Below are 26,447 nucleotides of genomic sequence, written 5' to 3' on the forward strand. Positions count from 1 at the left end.
TAGAACACGCGAGGAACAGCGGCTTCCCGCAAGGCGCCCATCCTGTGCACATGGCCCTTTGTGTTCTTGCCCCACTTGCCCAGGCGCAGCTAGACGCCCTCACTAGCGTCGTGGACCAGCATGCGGGAACTGCGGCCTGTGCGGCACAGGGAAAGCAACACCCAGTCTGGCGCCTTGGGGCCTGCCACCCGTTCGTACAAGCGATCACGAAAAAGAAGAGAGGATGGCATGGCTCCAGTCAGCTTGCGGATTACGGCTGCCACGCTAGCAATGCTTGCCGTTGCTGCGGTCGCGCACGCCGCCGGGCCCCGGTGCGAGCGCACCATCGTCGCAGATGTCGTCGCTCTTGAACAAGCCATCGTCCTTAACCGCTACGGCGCATTCAATCCAGCCGGCATGCTCTACGCCCTGCGGCGCGACGTGGTGTTCTCTGGGCACCCCACGATCGCCGACGGCACTCCGGTCACCGAAGCCAACTTGGCCGAGGCCCCGGGTAAGGTTCGGCTGCGCGGCGACAAGCGTCCGCGCCCCATCATCTTGCGCGCCAACGAAGGGGATTGCCTGGAGGTACGCTTTCACAACCTGCTGATGCGGGCGGCGCCCGACGAGCTCCAGGGCAGCCCTGAGCAGTACCAGGGCCGGGTACCGGCGCACCTGGAGGCGCCGCCGGGCGTGACCTACAACCAAGGCCCCCAATCCGCCACGGGCCGCAACCTGGTCAAGGCCGAAGCTGTGAGCAACGACAGGCCGTGGACGCGTGCGGCCTCATTTCATGTCAATGGCCTGGACGTGCTGCCGATGTCCGGCAAGCAATGTCCCGCGTCCACGCCGCAGCGTGCCTGGCTGTGCGGCACCGACGGCGACAACGTGGGGGTCAACCGCGCCGTGGTGAACCCAGCCACGCCAGAGCCCCTGCGCAGTCAGCTCGAACGCCAGGGGGGCCAGGTGCTGCCCGGCCAAAGTGCCATCTACCGGCTCTACGCCTTCCGGGAGGGCACCTACTTCGCCTACTCCACCGCGGCGAGCGTCGGCGGCGAGGGCGACGGCGGCCAACTGGGTGCCGGGCTCTTCGGCGCCGTCAACGTGCAACCGCGCGACGCCAAGTGGTACCGCTCCCAAGTTGCGCACGCCGATTTGCGCGCGGCCACAGGAGCCTCGCAAGCCGGTGCCAGCCACCCCTGGAGCAATCTCGACTATGACGGTGCCCGCTACACCAGCGGCCCCCAGCGCGGGGTTCCCATCCTGGCCATGTTGAATCCGCGCGGGGCTAATACCTATGAACTGGTGCATACCGACCTCAACGCCATCGTTGCCCTGCGCGGCCCGGCACCGGATCATCACGACACCACCGGCGCGAATCGCCGCTGCCGCGACTACGCCTTCGGCAATAGCTGCGGCCAGGCCTACCGGGAGTTCACGGTCGTAATGCACGACGAAGTCAAAGCCGTGCAGGCGTTCGCCGAGTTGGACGATCCCGGTAATCCGCTGCACGCCATCAAGGACAACATGGGCATCAACTACGGCGTGGGAGGCATGGGGGCGATGGTCGTGGCCCGACAACGCCGCACCGGTCCGGCCAAGGACTGTCCCGAGTGCCGCGCCGAGGAGTTCTTCCTGAGTTCATGGGCCAACGGCGATCCGGCGCTGGTACTCAAGTGGGATGCTGAGGGCAAGAAACCGATCGGCGCCCTGTATCCGGACGATCCTTCCAACGTGCACCACTCCTACCTGAACGACCCGGTGCGCTTTCGGAATCTGCACGCAGGGCCGAAGGAGACTCACGTCTTCCACCTGCATGCCCACCAATGGGTGCAGGACGCCAGCGCGCCCGGCTCCAGCTACCTCGATTCGCAAACCATCTCGCCCGGTGCGACGTTCAGCTACGAAATCGAGTTCGGCGGGTCGGGCAATCAGAACCTCTCACCCGGCGATTCAATCTTTCACTGCCACCTCTATCCCCACTTCGCCCAGGGCATGTGGGAATTGTGGCGCGTGCATGACGTGTTCGAGGATGGTTCGAACGCGCGCAAGCTGCCGGACGCCGAGGTGGCCGGCGGCACCGAAAGCCCGGCAATCGTGCCGCTGCCGGGCAGTGTGCTGCCGCTGATGCCTACCGCACAGTTCGCCGGCTATCCCTTCTACATTCCGGGCGAGGCCGGGCACCGCCCGCCGCAGCCACCCATGGACATGGACCTAGCCGTCAATGGCGAGCCGGTGGACGGCGGTCTGCCGCGCCATGTGCTGACCGGCTGGGAAGGCATGGGGAATCGCACAGAGCGTGCGCTGACCAATCAATCGGTACTGGAAGCGGCGCTGCGCAAAGGCTCGACCACCGCGCAAATCAATGCCCGACGGGTCTACCAACAGAATCCCAATGCCCTGACAGCATTGGCCGAGGAGTGGGTGGAACTGGGCGGCCTCAAGCTGTTGGACCCGGACGGCGTGCCGAGCGAGCGCCAGGCCATGCAGTTCCATGCCGGCACGCTGGAGGGGCCCGGAATCGCACCCACCGCCATGGCTGCGGGCGACCAGCGCCACCCAGAGTGGGAGCAGGAGCGCAAGGGCTACGTCTCCGAGTACGCGCGCACGGTGCCCGGCCAGACAGCCCTCACTGGCCCCGCAGTCTTTCGCGTCAATGGCCGAGCACCGGCACGCGGCGCGCCTTACGCCGACCCCTGCCCGATCACCGCTCCGCGCCGCGAGTACCGCGCCAGCGTGATCCAGACCGAGCTCACGGTGAACAAGCACGGCTGGTTCGACCCGCAGGCGCGCATTCTGTCCCTCGAGAACGACATCGCCGAAATCATCGATCCGAACACCCGCACGAGGCTGCCGGAGCCACTGTTCTTCCGGGCCAATTCGGGCGACTGCATCGATTTCAAGCACAGCAATTTCGTACCCAACGCGCTGGCACTGGATGACTTCCAGATCTACACGCCCACCGACACCATTGGCCAGCACATCCACCTGGTCAAATTCGACGTCACCTCCTCCGACGGTTCGGGCAACGGCTGGAACTATGAAGACGGCACCTTCTCGCCCGATGAGGTCCGCGAGCGCGTGCATGCCTACAACGTCGCGGCAGCACGGCAAGGCAAGCCCCCACTCAAGCTAAAGACGCACCCCTTGTTCCAACAAAACTGCGCGGGCAACACGAACTGTAAGGCCTTGCAAAGCAAAGGGGCCTGCCCTCCCGACGCCGAACGGCTGCCGCTGGCCAAACTGGCAGAGGACTACCCCTTCTGCGGCGCCCAACGCACCGTGCAGCGCTGGTATGCCGACCCGATCTTCGACACGGCCAAGAACGGCAAGGACTACACCTTGCGGACCGTGTTCAGCCATGACCATTTCGGCCCCAGCTCACACCAGCAGCACGGCCTCTATGCGGCCTTGATCGTCGAGCCGACGAACTCGGTTTGGCTCGACTTGAATGCCAACACCCTCAACTGGGAAGGGCTGTGCAGCAGCGTGCCGGCCGAGCGCGATGCCGCACGCGCCAAAGTGCTAGGTGGCGCCAATCTGAGCGACCGCTTCGATGAACGGTGCAGCGCACGCCTGGCCAAGGTGGCACCGGACGAGACCCGCCCGCCGTTGAAACTGCGCGAAGATGGTGGCCCCACAGCTGCACGCGCCAACATTGTTTCGCCCAAGTGTCTGCACGGTACGGGGGACGGCTCACCGGCGCAACGCTTCCGCGGCTCGCGTAAGGACACCAATCCGCTGGACCCACAGAACGCCACGCGGTCGCTGGACTGCGGGAACGAAGAGCTGGAAGCGCGTGATACGCGTCGCGAATACGCCCTGGCCTTCGCCGACTTCTCGGTGCTTTACAACACCGCGCTGGAGCCGATCAATCCCGAGCAGCGCGATCTGTCGCAGTTGCGCCTAGGGCACCGCCAGGTCGGGATCAACCGTCCCGCACCACTGGCCATTTCATCGGAAGACCCCGGAACGCAGCTCATCAACTATCGCAATGAGCCGGTGCCGTTGCGCGTGGTCGAATTCCCGATCAAGCCCAACCCGGAGTTGGGCGGCTTCGACTACCGCCAGCAACCTTGCCAGCCGCGGGAAGCGGATTGCACGGGCGAGATGGCCAACGTCTTCAGCACGCGGGCCCACGCGAAGCGCGATCTGGCACTGGCGCGCACCGACTACGGCGCAGTACTCACGCCGGCCACGCGCAGCCTGTTGACGGGAACGCCGGTGGCCGACAAGCTCGATGGCGCGCTGACGGCTGTCGAGGATTGGCGCAAGCAGTTCAACTGTGCGCTATACGTCGACGCCGGCCTGGGCCCCTGCCGGATCACCGCGCGCGAGCCCTGGCGCCTACCGGGCGACCCGGCCACGCCGATCCTGCCGGCCTACGAAGGCGACCCTCTCTACGTACGGCTGATTCAGGGCGCACAGGAGGCCCAGCACGTGTTTGCCATGACCGGGTACAAATGGCTGCGCGAACCCGACAATCCGCGCTCGGGCTATGTCAATGCCCAGCCCCTGGGCATCTCGGAGCATTTCGAGTTCAATATCAAGGTCAGTCCTCTGGCCGTGCCGCGTGCCGATAGTTTGTACCTCGGCTCCTCCATCGATCAGCTGTGGGACGGGATGTGGGGTCTGGTGCGCAGCTATGGCGTTCACCAGGACCCGCAGACAAATCGCTTCACGCCACACGAACAGCCCGGCCTCGCCAGGCTCGACGGCCTACCCGGCAGCCCGGTCAAGCGGCCGGCTCTACCCATGGCGCTGGACCAAAGCACACGGGTCTGCATGCCCGGTATCGGCGCGGACGAGGCGGCTGGAGCCGCAGGCATGAAGCAGCTGTTCTTCGACATCAGCGTGCTACGGGCCTGCGAGCTCACGGGGCGCTGCAATGTTGCGGGTCAGCGTGGCATTCCGTACAACGAGCGTATGGGGCTTGATGACCCCAACGGCATCGTCTTCGTGCGCAACAACCACCGGCCTGGCGAGCCCGAGCCGGCAGACATGAACCCCCTGGACAACCGCCAGGTGCTGGACGCCCTGCACAAGGAGGTCCGTCGCGGCGAGCGTCGCATCGAACCCATGGTGCTTCGCGCTGCCGCAGGTCAGTGCATGAAAGTGAGGTTGCGCAACCACCTGCCGCCTGTCATGGCCGAAAACCCGGATTCGAGCCAGGCCAATGGCCAGGCCCGCTATAGCGACAACTTCCTGTCGATGATTCTCGACGGCTTCAACTATAACCAACTGCGCATGTCCACGAGCGTTGGACTGTCGGCTGCGAAGGTCGCCACCTTTGGCCCCCTGGCCGACGGTGCCAACTTCGGTATCACGGGGCTGGAACGCGACCGCATCGAGGCCGAAGAACGCGAGGAGGCAGACCGAGCCGCCAACAGCGCGCAAGCAGGCCCCCGGCCACGGCGCCCCACGCCCTTGGGTGCCGACGCACCTCAGGCATCGCCTCGCTCCGCGCCGCCGCTGAATCAGGGCAACCTGGTGCGCGCCTGCGCAGACGGTGAGGCGTTGCATCTGTGCAAGTCGGGCGTCGTGGCCTGGTACGCCGGCGACTACCAGTTGGATGCGGCCGGCGTGCAACAGGCGAAGGCCATCGAGTTTGGCGCGGTGCCGCTCACGAGCTTCGGCGACGTGATCAAGCACCCGGCGCATGGCGCGATCGGCGCCCTGGTCGTCGGCCCGCCCGGCAGCCAGGTGTGCCCGGCCAGGGATGCGCGCGAGCGCGCGTCCGACCGCGGAACCTACACCAGCGCCACGGTGTGCGACGCGCAGGGCAGGCCGCTGTACCGCGACCTGGTGCTGGTTCTGCAGGATGCAGTCGACGCCAAGATCAAAGGCCACGCGGTCGCGAACCTGAAGGGCGCCGAAGAGCCGGACGACTATGGCATCAAGGCCGTCAACTACCGCAGCGAGCCGATCTGGGCGCGGCGCGGCGGCGATCCGTCCGTGCCCTTCGAGGAACGCAACACATTCGACTATGCCGGCGTGCTCAGCTCCAAGAAAACTCCGGACGGCCGCTGTCAGGCCGGCATTGCACCGCTGAAGCATACCGGCTTGCAGGACTGCGACCCCGAAACGCCGGCCTTCGTCGCCAAGGCGGGCTCCGAAGTGCGCCTGCGCATCGTGCATCCCGGCGGACATACGCGTCAGCAAGCCATTGCGCTGCATGGGCACGATTGGAACCCGCACCCCTTCAACCGCGACTCGACGCGCCTGCTGGGCAGTCACGCAAGTGCCACGCGCGACGCCTGGACCGTGCAAGGCGCCTACAACGCCGTGGGCCCGCTGATGGGAGCGGACCTGCTGGTCCGTGCCGGCGGGCGTTGGGCCGTGGATCGAGACTACCTGTGGCGCAGTCAGGCCTCTTTCGTTTTCGACGGAGGAATCTGGGGCCTGCTGCGAGTCGTGCCCTGACCTTGACCGGAAGGATCTGCATCATGGACATCATCCCCGCCCTCGACCCGCAGGACTTTCAGGATGCCTTCCTGCTGGACTGGACCGACCATCCGCAGCAAGGCGCGCTGACCAACTTACCCCAGGCAGTCGGTCGCGCGCTGGCTCAGTTTCGCTTCAACGAAGCTTCAGTGGAGATCGACATCGCCGGTCCGCCCTTGGTTATTTCGCGCTGTTCCCAACTGTTGTTCAATGGCAACTTCGCGACGCGCGACAGCGTGTTGCTCGGCGACAACCTGGCCGGCCGGCTACCGGTGCACCTGCACTTTCCGATCCCGCTGCGCAGCGTCGGCGCCGCCGTCTCCGCCACAGGACCGGCAGGCCGCGACTATCTGGCCCAATGCTCGCTGCAACTCGACGACGGCCAGTGGCATTCGGTGCAGCCTCGCCTGGCTACGTTGAACCGCAAGCGCGGCACGGCGCCGTTTTTGGGCGGCACGGCAGCCCCTGGGCGCAGCATTGTCGGGGTCTGGTTCGACGTGGTCGATCCGCGCAACCGGTCGGATTTCCCGCAGGTCGCAATCAACGACCTGCATTTCCTGCCTGCCTGATGTCCACGGGAAATCCTCGATGAGAACGCTACTGCCGAAGTCACTGCTTCTGGCGTCGCTAGCAACCATCGGCGTACCGCCGGTGCTGGCGCAAATGGCGGCAGGACAGCGCATCGAGCAAGGGGGCATCACGGTCAGCTTCGACTATCAGGCGGTCGGGGACGGCAGCGGCGTGGCGCATCTGGCCCTGAGCGACGCGCATACCGGTCGCGCCATCGAACGCGCGCGCCCGGCCGCCTGGATCGTCGCTCGCCGTTCCGAGCAGGTCGCCGAAGAAGCCAGCTGCGAAGACAAGGCGCGCGCCCTGGTGGCAGGATCCTTGGGCCAGCGAGCCGATGTGGACCTGAACGGCTACCGGCTGCTCACGTTGAACCACGACCGCACGGTGGCCTTCATCAATCCGTTGGTACGGCTGGGCAACACCCAGTTGGAATCCATCGTGGAACTGCCAGCCGAGGGCCACGACTGGCTGTTGGCGCCGCGTGCGCAGAGGCTGGCCGTGAGCCTGCGCGACGCAGGCGTGGTGGCGCTGATTGATACGGTGGCGCGCAAACTGGTGGCCACCGTCCCCACAGGGACCAGTAGTCTGCCGACTCGGCTTGCCTTGGATCCCGACGGCCGGCGGCTGTGGGTCGGATTGGACGGCCGTACCGAGGTGCTGGCAATCGACCTCCAAACCTCGCGCGTTGAAGGCCGCGCGTCCGTCGGCCGCGGGGTGCACACGCTGGTCGCGCCCGAGCAAAGCCCCCAGCTCTTCGTCACCAACGGCGACTCGAACACCGTCTCGCTGGTGGACCGCACCACCCTGCAAACCGTCGCCGAGGTGCCCGTCGGCGCCACCCCAGTGGCGAGCGCCTGGAGCTCGGCGGCGCGGCAACTGGCCGTGCTGTCGCTCAACGGGGGCTCGCTGGCGCTGATCGATGGCGAGGCCAGGACTGTGCAGGCCACGATACCGCTCGCGCGAGGCGCCATGGTGCTGGGACTCTTCGACGAAGGGCGACGCGCCCTGGTCCTCAACCGTCTGGACGACACGCTGTCGCTGCTCGATCTCGCGCGCGCGCGCAAGACCGCCGAGCGCAAGCTACCAGCGCGGCCCGACCAGCTCACCTTTTCCCGCGAGTTCGCCTTCGTGCGCTCGCAAAGCACCAGCGCCATGCAGGTGATCGCGCTCGCGCAGGCTCGCGAAGACCGTCTGGACAGTGTGGCGGTGCCTATGGGCCAGAACGCGCCGCAGGACGCACCCGATGCCCTGAATGAAGCCGCCAGCGTGTTGGTGCCGGCCCCTGAAGGCAACGGAGTGTTGGTGGCCAATGCGGGCGATGGCCGCGTCTACCGCTACGCGCAAGGACTGATGGTGCCCGTCAACAGTCACAGCAACTACCGCCGGCACGCGCGCGGCCTGCTTGTGCTTGACTCGAGCCTCGCCGAGCGCGCACCTGGCCAATTCGAGGCCCCGGCGCACTTCGCCCACAACGGGCGCTACGACGTGGTGGTACGCAATCTGCGGCCCGCGATCACGGCTTGCTTCACCCTCGCGGTGCAAGGCGTGCCCGCGGCGATAACGGCCGCTGTCCCCCCCAAGCCCCGGCTGCTGGCGGCGCGCCGCCTCGATCACAGCACCGTGGAACTCGACTTCGCCCTGAGCGAAGTGGCTGCGGGTACACCGGTTGCGTTGCTGCTGGTGCAACACGCGGGCACCTGGCAAGGGCGCACCTGGGCCGCGCCACTGGAAAGCGGCCGATACCGCGCTCGGTTGCGAGGCCTACCGCATGGCACCTTCGAGGCCATGGTCGAGGCCTTGTCCGGTCAGTTGGCCTTTTTCGACGGCCGTCTCGGACGCGTGAAGTGGCCGCTGCCGCAAGAGACATCACCATGAATGCCAAAGTACCCTCACCGACCCGGCGAACCTTGTGCTTGATCACAGCGGCGCTCGGTTTGGCGGGATGGCGACCCGATGCCATGACCGCGGACATTCCCGTGTGGATGCCCGCCCCAACCCTGCCCGATGTTCCCCTGCTCGACCAGGATGGTTGCAGCGTGCACCTCGAGCGCGACCTGATCGCGGGACGAACCGTTATCGTCAGCTTCATGTTCGCGGGGTGTCAGACGGTCTGTCCGCCGCAGACGGCGTTGCTGCGCGAAGCCAGCCGGCGCCTGCGCGCCCGCGATGCGACACGTGACGTGCGGGTGATCTCCATCACGGTCGACCCGTTGGCCGACGGCCCCACACAGTTGCGTGCCTTCGGTCAACGACACCAACTGCCCATGGGGCCTTCCCGGGAATGGACGCTGCTGACCGGGCGTCCGGCCGATATCGCCCGCCTACTCAAGGCCTTCGACGTTCCCGCTGGAGCGCCAGGCGACCACCCAGGTCTGCTATGGGTCGGCGATGCGAGACGGGGACGCTGGACACGAAGCTCATCATTGAACCCACCCGACGTGGTGATGGCACTGGTAGAGGCCTTGCAGCGATGAGGGCATCGCGCCACCCCACACGCTGGCTCGCCGTCCTCGGGCGCCGAGGCGCTCTGGCCATGACAATCTGGGCCGCGATGCTCGGCATGGCGATGGCCGAGGGCGCAGCGACGTGGATTCGGGAAGGTCGCGCGTTGTATCGCGGGGAGACTCCTTGGCACCAGCCCCCTACCCTGCATGGCGTACCGCTGACGGCAGGCGCCGGCGCCTGCCTCGCTTGCCACGGACCGCGCGGCGAGGGCCGCAGCGAAGCCGGTGTGCTGGTGCCATCGCTCCAATGGCAGCGCCTCATGCAAGCCACTCCCAGGCGCCCGCCCTACACCAACGCCGCGCAGGTCCTGCGTGCGATCGCCGAAGGACGCACCAGCGACGGCCGGGCGCTCGACGCTCCGATGCCGCGCTTCGCGCTCGACACCAACGAGCAGCACGCTCTGCTCGCCTACTTGCAAGTGCTCGGTACTGAGGCCGACCCGGTAGCCGGGGTCAATGGGCAGCACATCGCGCTCGGAACCGTCCTGCCCCTGAGCGGAACACAGGCCGCTATAGGCAATGCGATCCGCCAGGCCATGCAGCATCGCATCGAGCGGATCAACGCCGAGGGTGGCATCTTCGGGCGACGTCTCGAACTGTTTGTGGCGGATTCCGGCAAGGATGCGGCTGCCGCCGCAGCAGCGCTGGTGCGCCAGGGCCGAGTCTTCGCCCTCGTCGCCAGCCTGGTGCCAGCACCCGATAGCGATCTGCTGCGAACCCTCGCCACGCACGAAACCCCGATGGTCGCCACGCTTGGCCTGCCCGTCGCACCACCGCGCGATGTACGCCTGACCTGGCTACTGCCAGGGATCGCGCAGCAGGTGCGCGAGCTGGTTGCGGAGATGCAGCGCGGCTGCCCTCCACACCGTACCGACGTCGTTTCCACGCGGGTGTTGTACCCCAGCGGCAGCGATCTCGCGGTGCTGACGACCGAGATTCCGGAGCTCCGGTGGCAAGCGGTCGCTCCAACAGATGACCTGGCTGCCTTGCTGCAGAGAGACGTGGCCGCACGCACGGTGCTTCTACTGCCACCGCGGCATGCGGACATCGCACGTCTTGCTTTGGTGCGGCAGCGAGACCCGGACGCATGCGTCGGGGTGTTGGCGGCCCTATCGGGTCAGTCTGACCGCCCCATGCCGCTGCGCGAGCTGTTGCTCTTGCCGATGCCGCCAGTCCCCATGGCCAACGACAGTGATGCGCGCGCCGTTCTCTGGCCGTTCTTGGCCGACAGTGCGATCGCGGTCATCGCCGAGGCGCTGGCGCGCGCCGGGCGGCAACTCGACACTGCCCGCTTCATGACCGCACTTCACACACTGCATGGATTCGCGCCTCGTCCCGGCCTTGCGCTCACCTTCAGTGCGCAACAGCGCCATGGCTTCGATGTGTCGTATGTCTGGAAGGAGGGTCCCGATGAAACTCATTCGTCTCGCCGCTAGCGCAGCGGTGCTCATGCTGGCGCCGCTGGCCGCCCTGGCGCAAGCACCCTCTGCGTCCTTCACGTTGCTGGGCCACCTGGAGGCGCTCGACGTCGCGGATCTCGGCGATCCCCTCTCATCGGGCTCCATGGTGGTCAACGGCATCACCGTGGTGCTGCCGCGCCACCTTTACATCACGATGCCCGGTCAGTACCTAACGCAGAACGACCTGTTCCGCGGCAAACACCCCGGCCATGCCACCGCAGGCCTGGCACCCGCGGTACGTCCCAGTGGTCTCGCGCTCCGGGATGCGAACCGCCCGCCAGTTCCCTTCGAGGTCAATGTGATCGGCAACATTGTCGGCGGCCAGTACGTAGCGGGCGTGGTAAGGCTCACCCAGCAGGGGCTCAATGCCGGTGCGGGGTTCATCCGGGCCATCGATTATGCCAAGGGCGAACTCCTGGTCGGCCCCGAGACCGGCCCTGCCACCGCACGTGTGCGCATCAACGACCCGCGGGGCCTCTATGGCAGGGCCAATGCAGCCAAGACCGGCGGCAGCGCATTCGACGATCGTTTCGGGGCCGACCCCGGCAATGCAGCGATCGTGGCCAACACCGGCTTCCCGATGTGCATCCCGCGCGTGACGCCACCCGCGAACGACCCGCTGTGCCCGCTCGCCAACCGCGCGCCGGCGACCGGACCAAGCCTCGGGCGGCGCTTTACCTGCGGGCACGAGGCGGCCGAGCCCACCGCGCCAGCGCTTGCCCCCTGCCAGCCGTCGCGCCCGGCTCCGCTGGTGGTCGGCGATTACATCGTGTTCAACGGGATGTTGACCGAGGACGCCCCAGGAAGCAGCAGCTTCTTCGTAGCCGCGCATGCCATCCAGGCGCTCGCGGGCATCTACACCTCACCGAGGGCGAACCCGGCCTACCTGTTCATCGAGGAGGCGCTCAGCGGCACGCTCGGCGACCCATGGCCCGACATCGACCAGGAGCAGACCTCGCGTTTCCGGATCGTCGCATTCTCGACTGATCCCGCTCGTCGCGTAGACGTCTTCGTGATCGACAGCGATGGCGGGGAGCGGCGCCTCACCACGCTCGAGCCCAGCAGAGTGGCCCAGATCGGTCGCGTGCGCATCACGCTGCCCGCGAAGGCCAACTTCCTGCCCATGACCCGCGACGTCCGCATCCGCATTGAAGGCCAGCCAGAGTTCACTGGCAACGGTCTCGCCCAGGGCCAGTACACGGCGCCCGTGTCCGAGTACATCTACCCCGAGAATACGCGCTTCGGCCACCCCAAGTCGCCCGTCGGCATACCCTTCGAGGCGTTCTGCTTCCTTAAGAATGGAGGCGAGCGGCTCGCCACGCTAGGCCGCGATGCATTGCCTGCGGCCGCCAGACCCATGCTGGGGCCCCTCACCCCATTCCCGCACTCGGGACACGCGAATGCCCAAGTGCGAGCCGACGGCACGTCATCCTGTCCTTGACGTTACCGAAGCGCAAGGTGCCCAAGAGTCGGGAGGGAACTCCCTCGGCCTGGGCGTTGCTTGCATGGAATGAACTGCCATGTCCGCGGATTTCCTACGGCAAGCGTCGAATCAAGCGGCCGCGTGTGTCAAACGAACTAAACATGGGATCCCCAGATGCGCTGGAAACTGGCGTAAATCAAGGATTGACGACGAAGCAGGTAACCAACTTTAAGTGAATCAAATTTGACTTAAAGTTGGTACTTTGCAAGAACTTGAACTAAAGTTGGAACATTTTGGACGCCGCGACTTTCTGTAATGAAAGAGCCTGTTCCCGTGCCTGTTCGGCGTCTTCCCCAGCAGCCCTACATCACGTCTGAGCACCGAAACTACGCCGCCCCGTGATGTTTGCCTCGGTGACGCAAGTTCGTCTGTGGGTCATTCTCGAGGCCAATCCCGAGAGGCGTCCTCCATGTCAGCCGTTGGTCTGACGGAGTGGCTTGCCCATGTCCCCACCGTCGGGCAACGTGCTACCGCCTGGCTGGCGGGACCCGATGCTCGCCTGGCTATCCGAAGACCTCGCGAGATCGGCTTGGGCATGGTTGCGCATGGTGCTATTCATGCGCGCCAGAGGGAAATATCTGCCGCACGGCCCGCTGCACTGGCGGAACGGCACCGGCATTCTGGCCAACGCGCCGGGACGTAGCTGGCGCGGGTTTCCCGTGGCTAGCCGCCATGATGACTGCCTTGCAGAGCAAGCCATTAAGGTAAGTCTCAACTTTACGTCAATTGCCTGTATGTCATTGTTACTAAATGAGAAAATTCTCCACTGACGCTCAAAATCGAGAATGTCTCAACTTTAGTAGCGAATTCGTACCAACTTTAGTTCGTTTGACATCTGCCAGCCGTGAGATTACTGGCCCATCAAAATCCCCTCGCCCAATGACAAGGAGAAACCACCGTGAACTCGGACCTTTGTCCGCGCCTCCCGGCGGCCGCTGTGCTTCGGCAAACGATTGGGATCGAACAAACTAGGCCGAGGTCCGGTCGGTCACGCAACATCACTCCACCCGGAAATGCTCCGCCGACTGCCCCGCGTTGACGGCCCGCTGCAGCCATGCTGGCATCTCGCCCTGCCCGTCCCATTTCTGCCCTTCGGCGTTGCGGTAGGTGCGCGCCGGCTCGGGAACCGGCGGCGGTGGCGCCACGACGGCAAAGCAGCCGGCTGCCTGCAGGTCGGTTAAGGTCAGGCCGTGCCTGGCCATCTGCACACGGATCCACACGTGGCCGCGGCGCGCTCGGTCTCAAGAGACATAGGTATAACGTTTTGGGAGTCGGAAAGGTGCAACGATCTGGGGGTGGGCGATCAGTCGCCCTTGCCGGCATCCAACACCGCCTTCATCGCCTCCATGCGCGGCGGCCCCGGACCGCTGGCGGCCACGCCTCGCTCGACACCACCACGCGCAATGCCTCTTGGGCTTCGCCGGGTATCCAGACCGCTGTCAGCTCGTCGGCCCGATGCAGGCGGGCCAGGCTCAGGCTGTCGCGACGGTCGGTCTTGACGCGTTCGCCAGGCTTCCTCGGAATCAGCGAGGGAGCCACCATCTGACAGTCCTGCTTCAGGTCATGCAGTTGCCGATACAGCACATAGCCACCTGGTCCGGCTTCGTAGCAAAACGACAGCCGAGCCCCGTCTCGTTTGAGCTATGTGACCAGCTTCTTGACGCCCCTCTGGGGTATTCACGATCTCCCCCACGTACCGGACTTCGCCGCCTGCCCGCGCCACCGCAACGCCGATAGTCTCCTGGTGCACATCCAGGCCCACGTACTTGCTAAACTTGTCCATGGCCTGTCCCCTCATTGTGGCTCTGGGCCTCTCGTTTAACCCACCTCAAGCTTAATCCACGCCGCTTGAGGTGCGGCAGGTCAATACACTCTGTCTAGCAGGGCGGCGGGCGCTCGAATCGCCCGCAAGGTCGCCCGTTTAGGCAGGAAGCCATCGGTCAGTTTAGAAGCAAATAGCCGTAGTTCTTCCAACGACATACTTTCCTGCTCGTCGGGCTGCGGCATGTTCAATCCCCTTCTTTGCCGACTGATCGAAATCCGCAATCAGCGGCCCTCCAGCGGTTCGTTATCGCAACCTGGGTTTTCAGGACGGGAGCGATGATATTGCTGGATAAACTCACGCAACTGCGGGTAGATATCCTCGCGCCAGCGCCGACCCGAAAAGATACCATAGTGGCCGCAATCGCTGGCAATGATATGCAGCTTGCGCGGCTTGTCGATTCCCGCGCACAGTTCATGGGCTGCCGCGGTCTGGCCGGCGCCGGAGATGTCATCCAGCTCACCTTCGATGGTCAGCAGCGCGGTGCTCTGGATGTCCTGTGGGCGCACGGGCTTGCCGTCGATTTCCCAAGTTCCGTTGGCCAGACGGAATTCCTGGAAGACCTCGCGGATGGTGTCCAAGTAGTACTCAGCCGCCATGTCGAGCACGGCGTTGTATTCATCGTAGAAGCGCACATGGGATTCTGCGTTCTCGGCATTGCCCTGCACCAAGCTGAGGTAGTAGTCGTAATGCGAGGACAGGTGACGGTCCGGGTTCATCGCAACGAAGCCGACGCGTTGCAGGAAGCCGGGGTAGACGCGCCGGCCGTGGCCGGGATAGTTGGCCGGCACGGTGTAGATCACATTGTTCTCGAACCACTCGATCGGCTTGTCGACGGCAAGGGAAGTGACCGCTGTCGGGCTCTTGCGCGCATCGATGGGGCCGCCCATCATGGTCATCGTCTTCGGCGTGCGCACACCTGCGGAAGCCATCAGCGAGATCGCAGCCAGCACGGGGACAGTGGGCTGGCAGACCGAGATCACGTGCAGATCGGCGACGCCGATATGCCGGATGAATTCCTGGATGTAACGGATGTAGTCGGACAGGTGGAAGGCACCTTCCTCCAGCGGCACCATGCGCGCATCGATCCAGTCGGTGACGTAGACCTTGTGGTCCTGCAAAAGGGTGCGCACGGTGTCGCGCAGCAGGGTGGCGTGGTGGCCCGACAGCGGCGCGCACACCAGCACCACCGGTTCGTCCTTGAGCAGCTTGATGGTCTCGGGGTCATCCGCATAACGCTTGAAGCGGACCAGCTTGCAGAAGGGCTTGTCCAGCACGGTCTGCTCGACGATGGGAATGTCGCGCCCATGGCACCGCACCGATCGGATTCCGAAGGCCGGTTTCTCATAGTCCTTGCCAAAACGATAGAGCAACTCACATCCGGCTGCCAGGCGGCTCACACCAGGCGCCAGCGCAAGTGGATTCGATGGATTCGAGAACGTCCCTGCAGTCGCCCGCGCCAATGCGGTCAGGGGATGAAGCAGCAAACAGCGCAACTCGTGCAGTTGATAGAGCATTCTGGTCTCCAGACAGCGTTATAGGTTCTTTGATGGCAATCAACGGCCTCCGCCACGCTGCTGCACCAAGGCCATGGCAGATAGGCCATGGCCCACAGACCAGTCCGAGTAATCGTTCTCATGCAAAAAGATAAAGACGTCAGCGGGCGCGACTTCGGCCTTCTCCTTGAGGTTCTGCGCGATCCGCTCGTATAGTGCACGTTTCATTGCATCGCTGCGACCGCGTCGCATCGTGATCTCTACAACGACCAGCTTGTCCGATCGCGAGACGCCATTGAAGGTCCGATCGTAGAAGAAATGTTCCGGTGCGTAGGGCGTCAACAGGTTGAAAAGCTCGTCTTGCGGCATGCCGATGCTGCTGACCAACGCTTCATGGATGCCGTCGACGATGGCCTTTCGTTGCTCGGCGGACGTGGTATCGGGAACGGCAGTTTTGACAAATGGCATGGGGATTGGCGTAAATATGAAGTGTTTGCAATGGCCCGTTCGGCAGCAGCGCGCAGGCCCACTCGAAGCCAGGCCTCGCTCTTATGCGCCCAGAAGATCGCGCAGTGACAGTGCGACCACCTCGGTCGCCTTGTACAGATCGTCGAGCTTGAGCTTCTCGTCGGCGCGATGGCCGTTGGCCTCCAGCAAGCTGCGCGGTCCGGCGCCGTAGAGCACAGTCGGAATGCCGGCGGACGAATAGAGCCGGGCATCGGCGTACAGCGGCGTACCGTGCGGCCGGACCTCGTCGCCCATGATGCGCGTCGCATGGCCCGTGATGATCGAAACCAGCTTTTCCTGCCCTGGAATCGGCACGAACGGCATCGCAAGCAGGATGCGCCGCACCGTGCAACTGATGCCCTTGCTCTTCGCCGCTGAAGCCTCGATGTATGCCCTGAGCTCGGCTTCCACCGCCTGCGGGTTCTCCTCCGGAATGATGCGCCGATCGAGCCTCAGGCTCACTTTGTCCGGGACCACGTTGGTGTTGATGCCACCGTGGATCAGGCCAACGGTGAGCTGCGGAGCGCCGATGCCTTCGAGCTTAGAGGTCTGCGTGGCGAGGCCCTTGCGCAGTGCGTACAGATCGGCGAGTACCGTGGCGGCCGCCTCCAAGGCGTCGCAGCCGGTATCCGGCATCGCGGCGTGGGCCGACTTGCCAACAATCTCGACCTCCAGATGCAGGCAGCCATTGTGCGCGGTGGTGACGCCATATGAGAAGCCGGCGCAAATCGCGTAGTCGGGCCTGGACAGCCCCTGATCGAGGATGTAGCCCGGCCCGATCAGGCCACCGGCTTCCTCATCATAGGTGAAATGCAACTCCACCGTGCCATTCAACTTCGCGCCCGCCGCCTTCAGCGCGAGCAGCGCATAGGCGAACGTCGCGAAGTCCGATTTGGACACCGCCACGCCCCGGCCATACATCACCCCATCCTCGATGACCGCGCCAAACGGATCCTTGGTCCAGCCAAGGCCGGGCGGCACCACATCGCCATGCGCGTTCAGCGCGACCGTGGGGCCGGGACCGAACCGTTCGCGGATGATCAGATTGCTGGCGCTGACCATGCCATTGGCCTCGACCAGGTCGGCTGGCACGGCATGCTTTTCGACCTCGAAGCCCAGGCCTTCCAACAGCTCCGCGGCGCGGTCAGCGTTGCGCTGGCAATCGCCGGGGGGATTGTCGGATGGCACCATGACCAGTTCTGCGAGGAAGCGCGTCTGCGCCTCCCGATGCCTAGCCAGGAAGTCGTGGATGGCGAGGGAAGTCGTATCGCTCATGTCAGGTCCTTTTGGGCTGGAAATTTTCGATGAAACGCAGGAACACGCGTGCCGAGATATCGGCATCCTCGACCGTAATCGACTCCAGCGGGTTGTGGCTGATGCCACCTTTGCAGCGCACGAACAGCATGCAGATATCCGTCGGCAGATCGATGATCGCCATGCCGTCATGACCGGCACCCGAGGGCAGATCGCGCACGGGAATACCCTCGGCGGCAATCGCCGCGCGGATCTGCGCCTGCAGCCATTCCGCGCTATGGGCAACGTGGCCCTCATGCACCTTGCTGATGGTGACGCCGACATTGCGCAAGGCGCAAATGCCTTCAATCGCCGACAGGATGTCGGCTACGGCGGTCACGCGCTCATCGTCGCGCGGGCTGCGCACGTCGATCGTGAACTGCACGTCGCCCGGTATCACGTTTGTCGCGCCAGGCTTGCACTCTAGCGCGCCGACCGTCGCCACCAGTTCCGGCGTCGCGCGGCCACGCTGCTCGATCGCCAGCACGCATTCGGCAGCAGCCGTCAGCGCGTCCTGGCGTAGGACCATTGGCACCGTGCCGGCGTGACCGGCCATGCCCTTGAGATCGATCACGAAGCGGTTAGCGCCATTGATCGCGGTCACGTTGCCCACCGGCATTCCCTCGGCTTCGAGCACCGGGCCTTGCTCGATATGCAACTCGGCGTAGGCGAGCACGTCCGCGGGCTTGAACGCGGCCCGGTCGATCTTCTCCGGGTCGAGCCCGAAGTCGATCATCGCCTGGCGCATCGTGATGTGCTGGTGGTCCTGCTTGTCGAGCAAAGCCTTGTTGAAGGTGCCGGCAATCGCGCGCGAGCCGAGCAAGGTCGCGCCGAAGCGCACGCCTTCCTCATCCGAGAAGCCGACGACCACCAGCGCGAACGGCAGCCGCTTGCCGCGCCGATGCAAGGTGCGCACGCATTCGATGGCGGCGATCACGCCCTGCATGCCGTCGTACTTTCCGCCGTTGCGCACGGTATCCAGGTGCGATCCCATCAGCAGGCACGGCAGCTCAGGCGCATTGCCTTCATAACGGCCGATGACGTTGCCGATCGGATCCAGATAACAGGAGTCCATACCGGCCTCGCGCATCCACCCGAGCACCAGTTCGTTGGCCTGCGCCTGCTCCTTGCTCAGGAACACCCGGGTCAGGGCGCCCTCCTCTTCGGACAACCCTCCCAGAATCTGACATTGGTCGTAAATGCGTTGCCCGGAGGGCATGATGTTCTCGTCCACGGTGTCTCCTCAGCTAATCCGTTCTTCCTGCGTCGATTCAGAGCGCAGCGCGGAAAGCCAATCTGCCGGCGTAGGCGGCGGCCGGGCCCACCTCGGCTTCAATCAGCAACAGGCGGTTGTACTTCGCTACACGGTCGGAGCGGCACAACGAACCGGTCTTGATCTGCGTCGCAGCCGTGCACACCGAGAGGTCGGCGATGGTCGTGTCCTCGGTCTCGCCCGAGCGGTGCGACACGACCGAGCTATAGCCCGCTGCGTCCGCCATCGCAATCGCTGCCAGCGTTTCGGTGAGCGTGCCGATCTGATTGAGCTTGATCAGGATTGAATTCGCAACGCCTTTGTCGATCCCTTCCTGCAGAATCGCCGTATTGGTGACAAACAGGTCATCGCCCACCAACTGCACGCGCTGGCCGAGCTTGTCAGTCAACATCTTCCAGCCGGCCCAGTCGTCTTCGGCCATGCCATCCTCGATGGTGATGATCGGATAATCGTCGACCCAGCGCGCCAGGTAGTCGACGAACTGAGCAGAATCAAAGTGTTTCCCTTCCGACTTGAGCTCGTATCGGCCGTTCCTGTAGAACTCGGAACTGGCCGCATCGAGCCCGAGAAAGATGTCCCGTCCCGCTTTGTAGCCTGCCTTCTCGATAGCCAGCAAGATGGTCTCGAGCGCCACCTCATTCGAGGACAGGTCAGGCGCGAAGCCTCCCTCGTCACCAACAGCGGTGGACAGACCACGATCTTTGAGCACGCCTTTGAGCGCGTGGAACACCTCGGTTCCCCAGCGCAAGGCCTCGGCGAACGAGGGTGCGCCTACCGGCAGGATCATGAACTCCTGCATGTCCACGCTGTTGTCGGCGTGCGCGCCGCCGTTGACGATGTTCATCATCGGCACCGGCATGCGGATCGGCCCGGAACCAGCGAGCCGCCTGTACAAGGGCACCGAGGCCGAAGCTGCGGCAGCCTTGGCCACGGCAAGCGAGACCGCCAGTATGGCGTTCGCCCCGAGGCGTGATTTGGTCGGCGTCGCGTCGAGTTCGATCATGCGCCGGTCTAGGCCCTTCTGGTCCCCGGCGTCGCTGCCGAGCAGCGCCTGGCGCAGCTCGCCGTTGACGTTGCCGACCGCTTTCAACACCCCTTTACCGAGATAGCGGCGTGTGTCGCCATCGCGCAGCTCGAGCGCCTCGCGAGCGCCGGTGGAGGCGCCTGACGGCGCAGCAGCGAAGCCACGCGCGCCGTCGGCGAGCAGCACCTCCGCCGCCACGGTCGGATTACCGCGCGAGTCCAGGATTTCGAAGCCGCGCACTTCCACGATCTTTGTCATATGCCCCTCCTCTAATTCGTTCGATACTCAGGCGACCTGCGCAATGCGCAGCAGATTGGTCGTACCGGCGTTACCGAAAGGCATGCCGGCCGAGATGACGATAAACTTGCCAACGTCGGCGAAACCCTCTTTGCGTGCCGTCTGGCATGCCAGCTCGGTCATCTCCGGCACGTCCGCTACGTCGTTGCAGAGCACGGCATGCACGCCCCAGACCAGCGCCAGCTGGCGCGCTGTCGCCAGGCGCGGCGTCATGCCGATGATGGGTGCCTCGGGCCGCTCGCGCGCCATGCGCAACGCGGAATAACCCGAACTGGTGTAGGCAACGGTGGCCGCGACATGCAGCAACCCCGCCACGCGACGCATCGCGCAGCCGATGGCGTCGGCCACCTCGGCGCGCGGCGGGCTGTGCGAGGCGTCGAGTGCTTCGCGATGGTGGGGATCCGCTTCGGTCTGGGTAATGATGCTGTTCATCATGCCCACGGCTTCGACCGGGTACTTGCCCGAGGCCGACTCGGCCGAGAGCATGACCGCATCGGCGCCGTCGTAGATTGCGGTCGCGACGTCGGAGGCCTCGGCGCGGGTGGGCACCGGCGCGGCCACCATCGATTCGAGCATCTGGGTGGCGACGATCACCGGCTTGCCGGCGCTGCGGCAGACGCGCACGATGCGTTTCTGGATAGCGGGCACTTGCTCGGCCGGCATCTCGACGCCAAGGTCGCCGCGCGCGACCATCACTGCATCCGTTTCCGCCACGATGGCCTCCAGGGAGCCGATCGCTGCCGGCTTCTCAAGCTTGGCGCAGATACCCGCGCGGCCCTTGACGATCTCCTTGATCTCACGGATATCCTCCGGCCGCTGCACGAACGAAAGCGCGATCCAGTCGATGCCCAGCGTCAAGCCATAGTCCAGGTCCTTGCGATCCTTCTCGGTCAACGCCGACATCGGCAGCACCACGCCGGGAACATTGACACCTTTGCGTTCCGACAACGGACCGCCAGCGATCACCCGCGTTTCGGCGAAGTCGGGGCCGCAGCGTTCGACACGCAGGCGTACCCGCCCGTCATCGAGCAGCAGTTCCGTACCTTCCGTCAACGCCGCGAAGATCTCCGGATGCGGCAGTGGCACGCGGCTCTGATCCCCCGGCTTGTCACGTTCGAGGTCGAGGCGGAACGGGGCGCCGGCTTCAAGCCGAATCGGGCCGTTGGCAAAGGTACCCACGCGCAACTTGGGCCCCTGGAGGTCGAGCAGTACGGCAACCGGGCGCTCCAGGTCGCGCTCGACGGCGCGAATGATGTCCAGGCGCTCTTTGTGGTCCGCGTGCGTGCCGTGGCTGAAGTTGAGTCGGAAGACATCGGCGCCAGCGCGAAACAGGGCTTCGATGGTGGCGCGATCGGCGCTCGCCGGCCCCAGGGTGGCAATGATCTTCGCGTTACGGTTGCGGCGCATGTTCAGTATCTCCTGGTCCTGCGCGCGTCCTCGGTGATGAGGATGGCGCGGAAGTCGTTTACGTTGGTTAAGGTTGGCCCGGTCACGACCGAATCACCGAGCGCTTCAAAGAAGCCGTGGCCGTCGTTGTCAGCCAGGCGGTCTTTGGGATTGATGCCCTGGGCCCAGGCCCGCGCGAGCGTGTCCGGAGCGAGGTAGGCGCCAGCGATCTCCTCCTGGCCATCGACACCGTCCGTGTCGCCCGCAAGGGCATGGATGCCCGACTGCCCGTTGAGCGCCACGCCGAGCGACAGCAGGAATTCCACGTTGCGTCCGCCACGGCCCACGCCGCGCACAGTGACCGTGGCCTCACCGCCCGAGAGCAGCACACACGGCAATTCGAACGGCTGGCCGTGGAGGGCGCACTGTTGTGCGATGCCTGCTATGACCTTGCCGACGTCGCGCGCTTCGCCCTCGATGCTGTCGCCGAGGATGTGGGCGGCAATGCCGGCCTCCCGGGCGACGGCTGCGGCCGCTTCGAGCGCCATCTGCGGTGTGGCAATCATGCACGTCTCAACGGCGGCGAGGCGCGGGTCGCCAGGTTTGACAGTCTCCCCTTCACCGCTTTCCAGCAGGGCCCGGACCTTGGCCGGCAAGGCGATGCCATAGCGCTTGACGATCGCCAGCGCGTCGGCGCAGGTAGTCGGATCGGCCACGGTCGGACCTGAGGCAATGTCGATCGGATTGTCGCCGGGTACGTCGGAGATGAGCAGGGTCGCGACCTTGGCCGGATGACAGGCTGCCGCGAGCCGCCCTCCCTTGAGTGCCGAGAGATGGCGGCGCACGCAGTTCATCTCCGAGATGGTGGCACCACTCTTGAGCAGCGCCTGGTTCACCGCCTGTTTGTCTGCCAGCGTCAGCCCGGGACCGGGCGCGGCGAGCAGTGAAGAGCCGCCACCGGAGATCAGCGCCAGCACCACGTCGTCGGCGGTGAGGCCACTCACCCGCTCGCGGATGCGCTGCGCGGCGGCGATGCCGGCGACATCAGGCACCGGATGCGCTGCCTCGACGATCTCGATCCGCTCGCACGGCACCTTGTAGCCGTAGCGAGTGACAACCAGCCCCTCCAGAGGCCCAGGCCAGTTTTCTTCCACCGCACGCGCCATCGCCGCCGACGCCTTACCGGCACCGATGACGATCAGCCGGCCCCTGGGCGGCTGTGGTAGGTATCGCGGCAGGCACAGCGACGGCTGCGCCGCCGCTACCGCCGCCTCGAACATCCTGCGCAACAGGTCACGCTCTTGACTCATGAGATCTGTCTCCACATGCTGTGCTGTCAAGTTCCGGCCAGTGGCTCATTTCTCCTCGGCACCGATCTCGTGATTGGCCATGATCTCGAGCGCACGAACCATGCCCGAGTGGTCCCAGGCCGCACCGCCATGTGCGACGCAAGTGTTGAACAGCTCTTGGCACGCCGCGGTATTGGGTAAAGACATCCCCATTGCACGCGCGCTCTGCAGCGCCAGGTTCAGGTCCTTCTGGTGCAGTGCAATGCGGAAGCCGGGGTCGAAGGTGCGCTTGATCATGCGCTCGCCCAGGATATCCAGAATGCGCGAGGTGCCTAGCCCACCCATCAGCGCCTGGCGCACCTTCGCTGGGTCGGCGCCGGCCCTGGAGGCGAACAGCAGGCCCTCGGACACCGCGCCGATGGTCAGCGCCACCACGATCTGGTTGGCGACCTTGCATGTCTGTCCGTCCCCGTTACCGCCGACCAGGATGATGTTCTTGCCCATCAGTTCGAAGATCGGCTTGACCTTGTCGAAGATCTCCTGCGTGCCACCGACCATGATCGACAGCGCAGCATTCTTGGCACCGACATCGCCTCCAGAGACCGGCGCGTCCAGGTATTCGCAGCCGAGCTGATTGATGCGCTTGGCAAACTCCTTTGTCTGGACCGGTGAAATCGAGCTCATGTCGACCACCGTCTTGCCCTTGGAAAGGCCCAGCGCGACCCCGTCCTCGCCGAACAGGGCGCGCTCCACGTCAGGCGTATCGGGCACCATCGTGATGACGATGTCCGCGTTCAGTGCGACCTCCTTGCCGCTGGCGCACGCCTTGCCGCCTGCATCGATCAGTGCCTGTGGCACGCTCGGCAGGCTGTACAGATATACCTCGTGGCCGCCTTTGATCAGGTGTCCTGCCATCGGGCTGCCCATGATGCCCAAGCCAATGAATCCTACTTTCATGTCTCTCTCCTTATATATGGGTGCAGGCCTACTGTTTGAACGGCGCGAACCAACCCAAGCCTTCACTGGTCGTCGAGGCCGGCTTGTACTCGCAGCCAATCCAGCCGTCGTAACCGATCTCGTCGAGGTAGCCGAACAGGAAGGGATAGTTGATCTCCCCGGTTCCGGGCTCGTTGCGTCCGGGGTTGTCGGCAAGCTGCAGATGCGCGATGCTGGTTAAGTTTGTCTTCACCGTGCTGGCAAGCTCCCCCTCCATGCGCTGCATGTGATAGATGTCGTACTGCAGGAACAGGTTGTCCGAGCCAACCTCGTCGATCAACTCAAGCGCCTGCTGCGTGCGGTTCAAATAAAAGCCAGGGATGTCAAAGGTATTGACCGGCTCAATCAGAAGCCTGATTCCGGCGCGCTTCAGCTCTGCAGCGGCGAACCTGAGATTGCTCACAAACGTTTCCCGTAGCTTTTCGGGTGCGACGCCCGCGGGGGCAATGCCGGCCAGACAGTTGACCTGCTTGCACCCAAGCGCGCTGGCATACGCAATGGCGCTGCCGACCCCGTCCTGGAATTCGCCGACGCGATTCGGCAGCACCGCGATGCCGCGCTCGCCACTAGCCCAGTCTCCGGCCGGTAAGTTATGCAACACCTGCACCAGCTTGTGAGTCTGCAGTTGTTCGACCAGCAACTCCTTTTGAACCGGGTACGGAAACAGGTACTCGACCCCCGTGAAACCGTCTCGTGCCGCGGCGCCGAAGCGCTGCAGGAAGTCGACTTCGTTGTAGAGCATCGTCAGGTTGGCGGCAAATCTTGGCATCGTATGAACTCCTAGGGATTGGAAAGCGGGTCAGTCCAGCAGACCGATCGCCGTCGGTGCGTCCTGCATGCCCTGCGCCAGGGCTTCGAACTCGACAACGTTATCGATTTCAGTGCCCATTGCGATATTGGTCACCCGCTCCAGAATCACCTCGACCACCACCGGGACCCGGTACTCGGCCATCCACGCCTCAGCCTGCTTGATCGCTGGGGCAATTTCCTCCGGCTTGTGGACACGAATCGCCTTGCAGCCCAGGCCCTCGACGACTTTGACGTGATCGACGCCATAGCCCCGAATCTCGGGGGCGTTGATGTTCTCGAAGGCGAGTTGCACGCAGTAGTCCATCTCGAAGCCCCGCTGGCTCTGCCGGATCAGGCCGAGGTAGGAATTGTTCACGACAATGTGGATGTACGGCAGCTTGAACTGGGCACCGACGGCCAGCTCCTCGATCATGAACTGGAAATCGTAGTCACCCGACAAGGCAACGACCTTGCGCTGCGGATCGGCAGCGCAGACGCCCAGCGCGGCGGGAATCGTCCAGCCCAGCGGGCCAGCTTGGCCGCAGTTGATCCATTGACGCGGCTCGTAGACGTGCAGAAACTGCGCCCCGGCGATCTGCGACAGTCCGATCGTGGACACGTAGGTGGTGTCGCGGCCGAACGCGTTGTTCATGCATTGGTAGACGCGCTGCGGCTTCATCGGCACTTCGTCAAAATTGGTCTTGCGCAGCAGGGCACGCTTGCGCTCGCGGCACGCCTCGGCCCAGTCGCAGCGATCGCGCAGCTTGCCCGCAGCCTTGGCCTCTTTCGCCGCGTGCACGAATAGTTCGAGTGCGGCCTTCGCGTCGGAGACGATGCCATAGTCGGGCGAAAATACTCGGCCAATCTGGGTCGGCTCGATGTCCACGTGCACGAACTTACGCCCCTTGCAATAGACTTCCGGCGAGCCGGTGTGGCGATTGGCCCAGCGGTTTCCGATGCCGAGCACGAAATCGCTTGCCAGCATAGTCGCGTTGCCGTAGCGATGACTGGTCTGCAATCCAACCATGCCAGCCATCAGCGGGTGATCGTCCGGGATGGTGCCCCAACCCATCAAGGTCGGGATCACGGGGATGCCAGTCAGCTCTGCGAACTCGACCAGCAGGTCCGCGGCGTCGGCGTTGATGATCCCGCCGCCCGCGACAATCAGCGGCCGTTCCGCTTCATTGAGCATCGCTAGCGCCTTCTGGATCTGGGCGGCGGTCGCAGCCGGCTTGTAGACCGGCAAGGACGAGTAGGTCTCCGGGTCGAAATCGATCTCGGCCATCTGCACGTCAAACGGCAGGTCAATCAGCACTGGGCCAGGACGCCCAGAACGCATCAGATGGAACGCCTGCTGGAATGCGCGCGGGACCTGAGCCGGTTCCATCACCGTGATGGCCATCTTGGTCAGAGGCTTCGCAATGGCGGCGATGTCGACCGCCTGGAAGTCTTCCTTATGCAGACGGGCACGCGGCGCCTGGCCGGTGATGCACAGAATCGGAATCGAGTCGGCCGAGGCCGAGTAGAGCCCGGTAATCATGTCGGTGCCAGCCGGGCCCGAAGTGCCGATGCAGACCCCGATGTTACCGGCCTTGGCCCGCGTATAGCCCTCGGCCATGTGGGAAGCGCCCTCGACGTGCCGCCCCAGGACATGCTCGATGCTACCGACGTCCTTCATTGCTGCGTAGAGCGGATTGATGGCCGCCCCCGGCACGCCGAAGGCGATCTCCACGCCTTCCTTCGCCATTACATGTACGGCTGCCTCGATTGCTCTCATTTTTGCCATTGCTGATTCTCCTGGTGTCGCTAAATAGATTGTGGAAGCGATGACAGCG

General features: G+C 64.7%; 17 protein-coding genes and 2 pseudogenes. 7 read left to right on the top strand and 12 right to left on the bottom strand.

What is annotated here, in order from left to right; genetic code table 11:
• The first annotated feature begins 228 nt into the window (after window positions 1-228).
• The 7 genes from AC3FOF_RS12160 (at window position 229) to AC3FOF_RS12190 (ending at window position 13,210) form a co-directional block, all read left to right on the top strand.
• Window positions 229-6,402: a hypothetical protein gene (locus AC3FOF_RS12160; protein WP_488726717.1), complete on the top strand. Its 6,174-nt coding sequence runs from the start codon at window positions 229-231 to the stop codon at window positions 6,400-6,402.
• A 23-nt stretch (window positions 6,403-6,425) separates the two neighbouring features.
• Window positions 6,426-6,992, top strand: a complete 567-nt coding sequence (locus AC3FOF_RS12165; RefSeq protein ID WP_488726718.1) for a hypothetical protein — start codon at window positions 6,426-6,428, stop codon at window positions 6,990-6,992.
• Between the two features lie 19 nt (window positions 6,993-7,011).
• Complete coding sequence (locus AC3FOF_RS12170) at window positions 7,012-8,868, top strand: YncE family protein (RefSeq protein WP_488726719.1); 1,857 nt, start codon at window positions 7,012-7,014, stop codon at window positions 8,866-8,868.
• The gene (locus tag AC3FOF_RS12175) at window positions 8,865-9,467 is read left to right on the top strand and encodes an SCO family protein (RefSeq protein WP_488726720.1); all 603 of its coding nucleotides are present in this window, start codon (window positions 8,865-8,867) and stop codon (window positions 9,465-9,467) included. Before AC3FOF_RS12170 ends, AC3FOF_RS12175 begins: the two co-directional genes overlap by 4 nt.
• 59 nt (window positions 9,468-9,526) lie before the next feature.
• The gene (locus AC3FOF_RS12180) at window positions 9,527-10,933 is read left to right on the top strand and encodes a cytochrome c/ABC transporter substrate-binding protein (RefSeq protein ID WP_488726721.1); all 1,407 of its coding nucleotides are present in this window, start codon (window positions 9,527-9,529) and stop codon (window positions 10,931-10,933) included.
• On the top strand, window positions 10,908-12,398 hold the full coding sequence (locus tag AC3FOF_RS12185; protein ID WP_488726722.1) for a hypothetical protein: 1,491 nt from the start codon (window positions 10,908-10,910) through the stop codon (window positions 12,396-12,398). Before AC3FOF_RS12180 ends, AC3FOF_RS12185 begins: the two co-directional genes overlap by 26 nt.
• Before the next feature lie 533 nt (window positions 12,399-12,931).
• A complete protein-coding gene (locus AC3FOF_RS12190; protein WP_488726723.1) occupies window positions 12,932-13,210 on the top strand; it encodes a hypothetical protein in 279 nt (92 codons plus the stop codon).
• Between the two features lie 228 nt (window positions 13,211-13,438).
• Here AC3FOF_RS12190 and AC3FOF_RS12195 read toward each other — a convergent pair.
• The 12 genes and pseudogenes from AC3FOF_RS12195 to gcl form a co-directional block, all read right to left on the bottom strand.
• Window positions 13,439-13,692 (bottom strand): annotated as a pseudogene (locus AC3FOF_RS12195) (H-NS family nucleoid-associated regulatory protein).
• 146 nt (window positions 13,693-13,838) lie between these two features.
• A pseudogene (locus AC3FOF_RS12200) lies at window positions 13,839-14,223 on the bottom strand (IS110 family transposase); the annotation flags it as partial.
• A 263-nt stretch (window positions 14,224-14,486) separates the two neighbouring features.
• Complete coding sequence (locus AC3FOF_RS12205; RefSeq protein WP_488726724.1) at window positions 14,487-15,779, bottom strand: polyhydroxyalkanoate depolymerase; 1,293 nt, start codon at window positions 15,777-15,779, stop codon at window positions 14,487-14,489.
• A 39-nt stretch (window positions 15,780-15,818) separates the two neighbouring features.
• Window positions 15,819-16,226, bottom strand: coding sequence for a tautomerase family protein (locus AC3FOF_RS12210; protein WP_488726725.1), 408 nt, complete (start codon window positions 16,224-16,226; stop codon window positions 15,819-15,821).
• Between the two features lie 81 nt (window positions 16,227-16,307).
• Window positions 16,308-17,540 carry an ArgE/DapE family deacylase gene (locus tag AC3FOF_RS12215; protein WP_488726726.1) on the bottom strand — a complete coding sequence of 411 codons (1,233 nt, stop codon included), beginning with the start codon at window positions 17,538-17,540 and terminating at the stop codon, window positions 16,308-16,310.
• Window position 17,541: 1 nt separating this feature from the next.
• Window positions 17,542-18,777 carry an allantoate amidohydrolase gene (locus tag AC3FOF_RS12220; protein WP_488726808.1) on the bottom strand — a complete coding sequence of 412 codons (1,236 nt, stop codon included), beginning with the start codon at window positions 18,775-18,777 and terminating at the stop codon, window positions 17,542-17,544.
• 52 nt (window positions 18,778-18,829) lie between these two features.
• Window positions 18,830-20,113: a phosphopyruvate hydratase gene (gene eno, locus AC3FOF_RS12225; protein ID WP_488726727.1), complete on the bottom strand. Its 1,284-nt coding sequence runs from the start codon at window positions 20,111-20,113 to the stop codon at window positions 18,830-18,832.
• Between the two features lie 27 nt (window positions 20,114-20,140).
• A complete protein-coding gene (gene pyk, locus AC3FOF_RS12230) occupies window positions 20,141-21,559 on the bottom strand; it encodes a pyruvate kinase (RefSeq protein WP_488726728.1) in 1,419 nt (472 codons plus the stop codon).
• 2 nt (window positions 21,560-21,561) lie between these two features.
• Window positions 21,562-22,848, bottom strand: coding sequence for a glycerate kinase type-2 family protein (locus AC3FOF_RS12235; RefSeq protein ID WP_488726729.1), 1,287 nt, complete (start codon window positions 22,846-22,848; stop codon window positions 21,562-21,564).
• A gap of 45 nt (window positions 22,849-22,893) precedes the next feature.
• Entirely contained in the window at window positions 22,894-23,784 is an 891-nt protein-coding gene (gene glxR, locus AC3FOF_RS12240) for a 2-hydroxy-3-oxopropionate reductase (protein ID WP_488726730.1), read from the bottom strand.
• A gap of 28 nt (window positions 23,785-23,812) precedes the next feature.
• Complete coding sequence (gene hyi / locus AC3FOF_RS12245; protein WP_488726731.1) at window positions 23,813-24,592, bottom strand: hydroxypyruvate isomerase; 780 nt, start codon at window positions 24,590-24,592, stop codon at window positions 23,813-23,815.
• A gap of 30 nt (window positions 24,593-24,622) precedes the next feature.
• Window positions 24,623-26,398, bottom strand: coding sequence for a glyoxylate carboligase (gene gcl, locus AC3FOF_RS12250; protein ID WP_488726732.1), 1,776 nt, complete (start codon window positions 26,396-26,398; stop codon window positions 24,623-24,625).
• Between the last annotated feature and the right edge of the window lie 49 nt (window positions 26,399-26,447).

Source organism: Cupriavidus sp. 96C5-1, assembly GCF_057798855.1.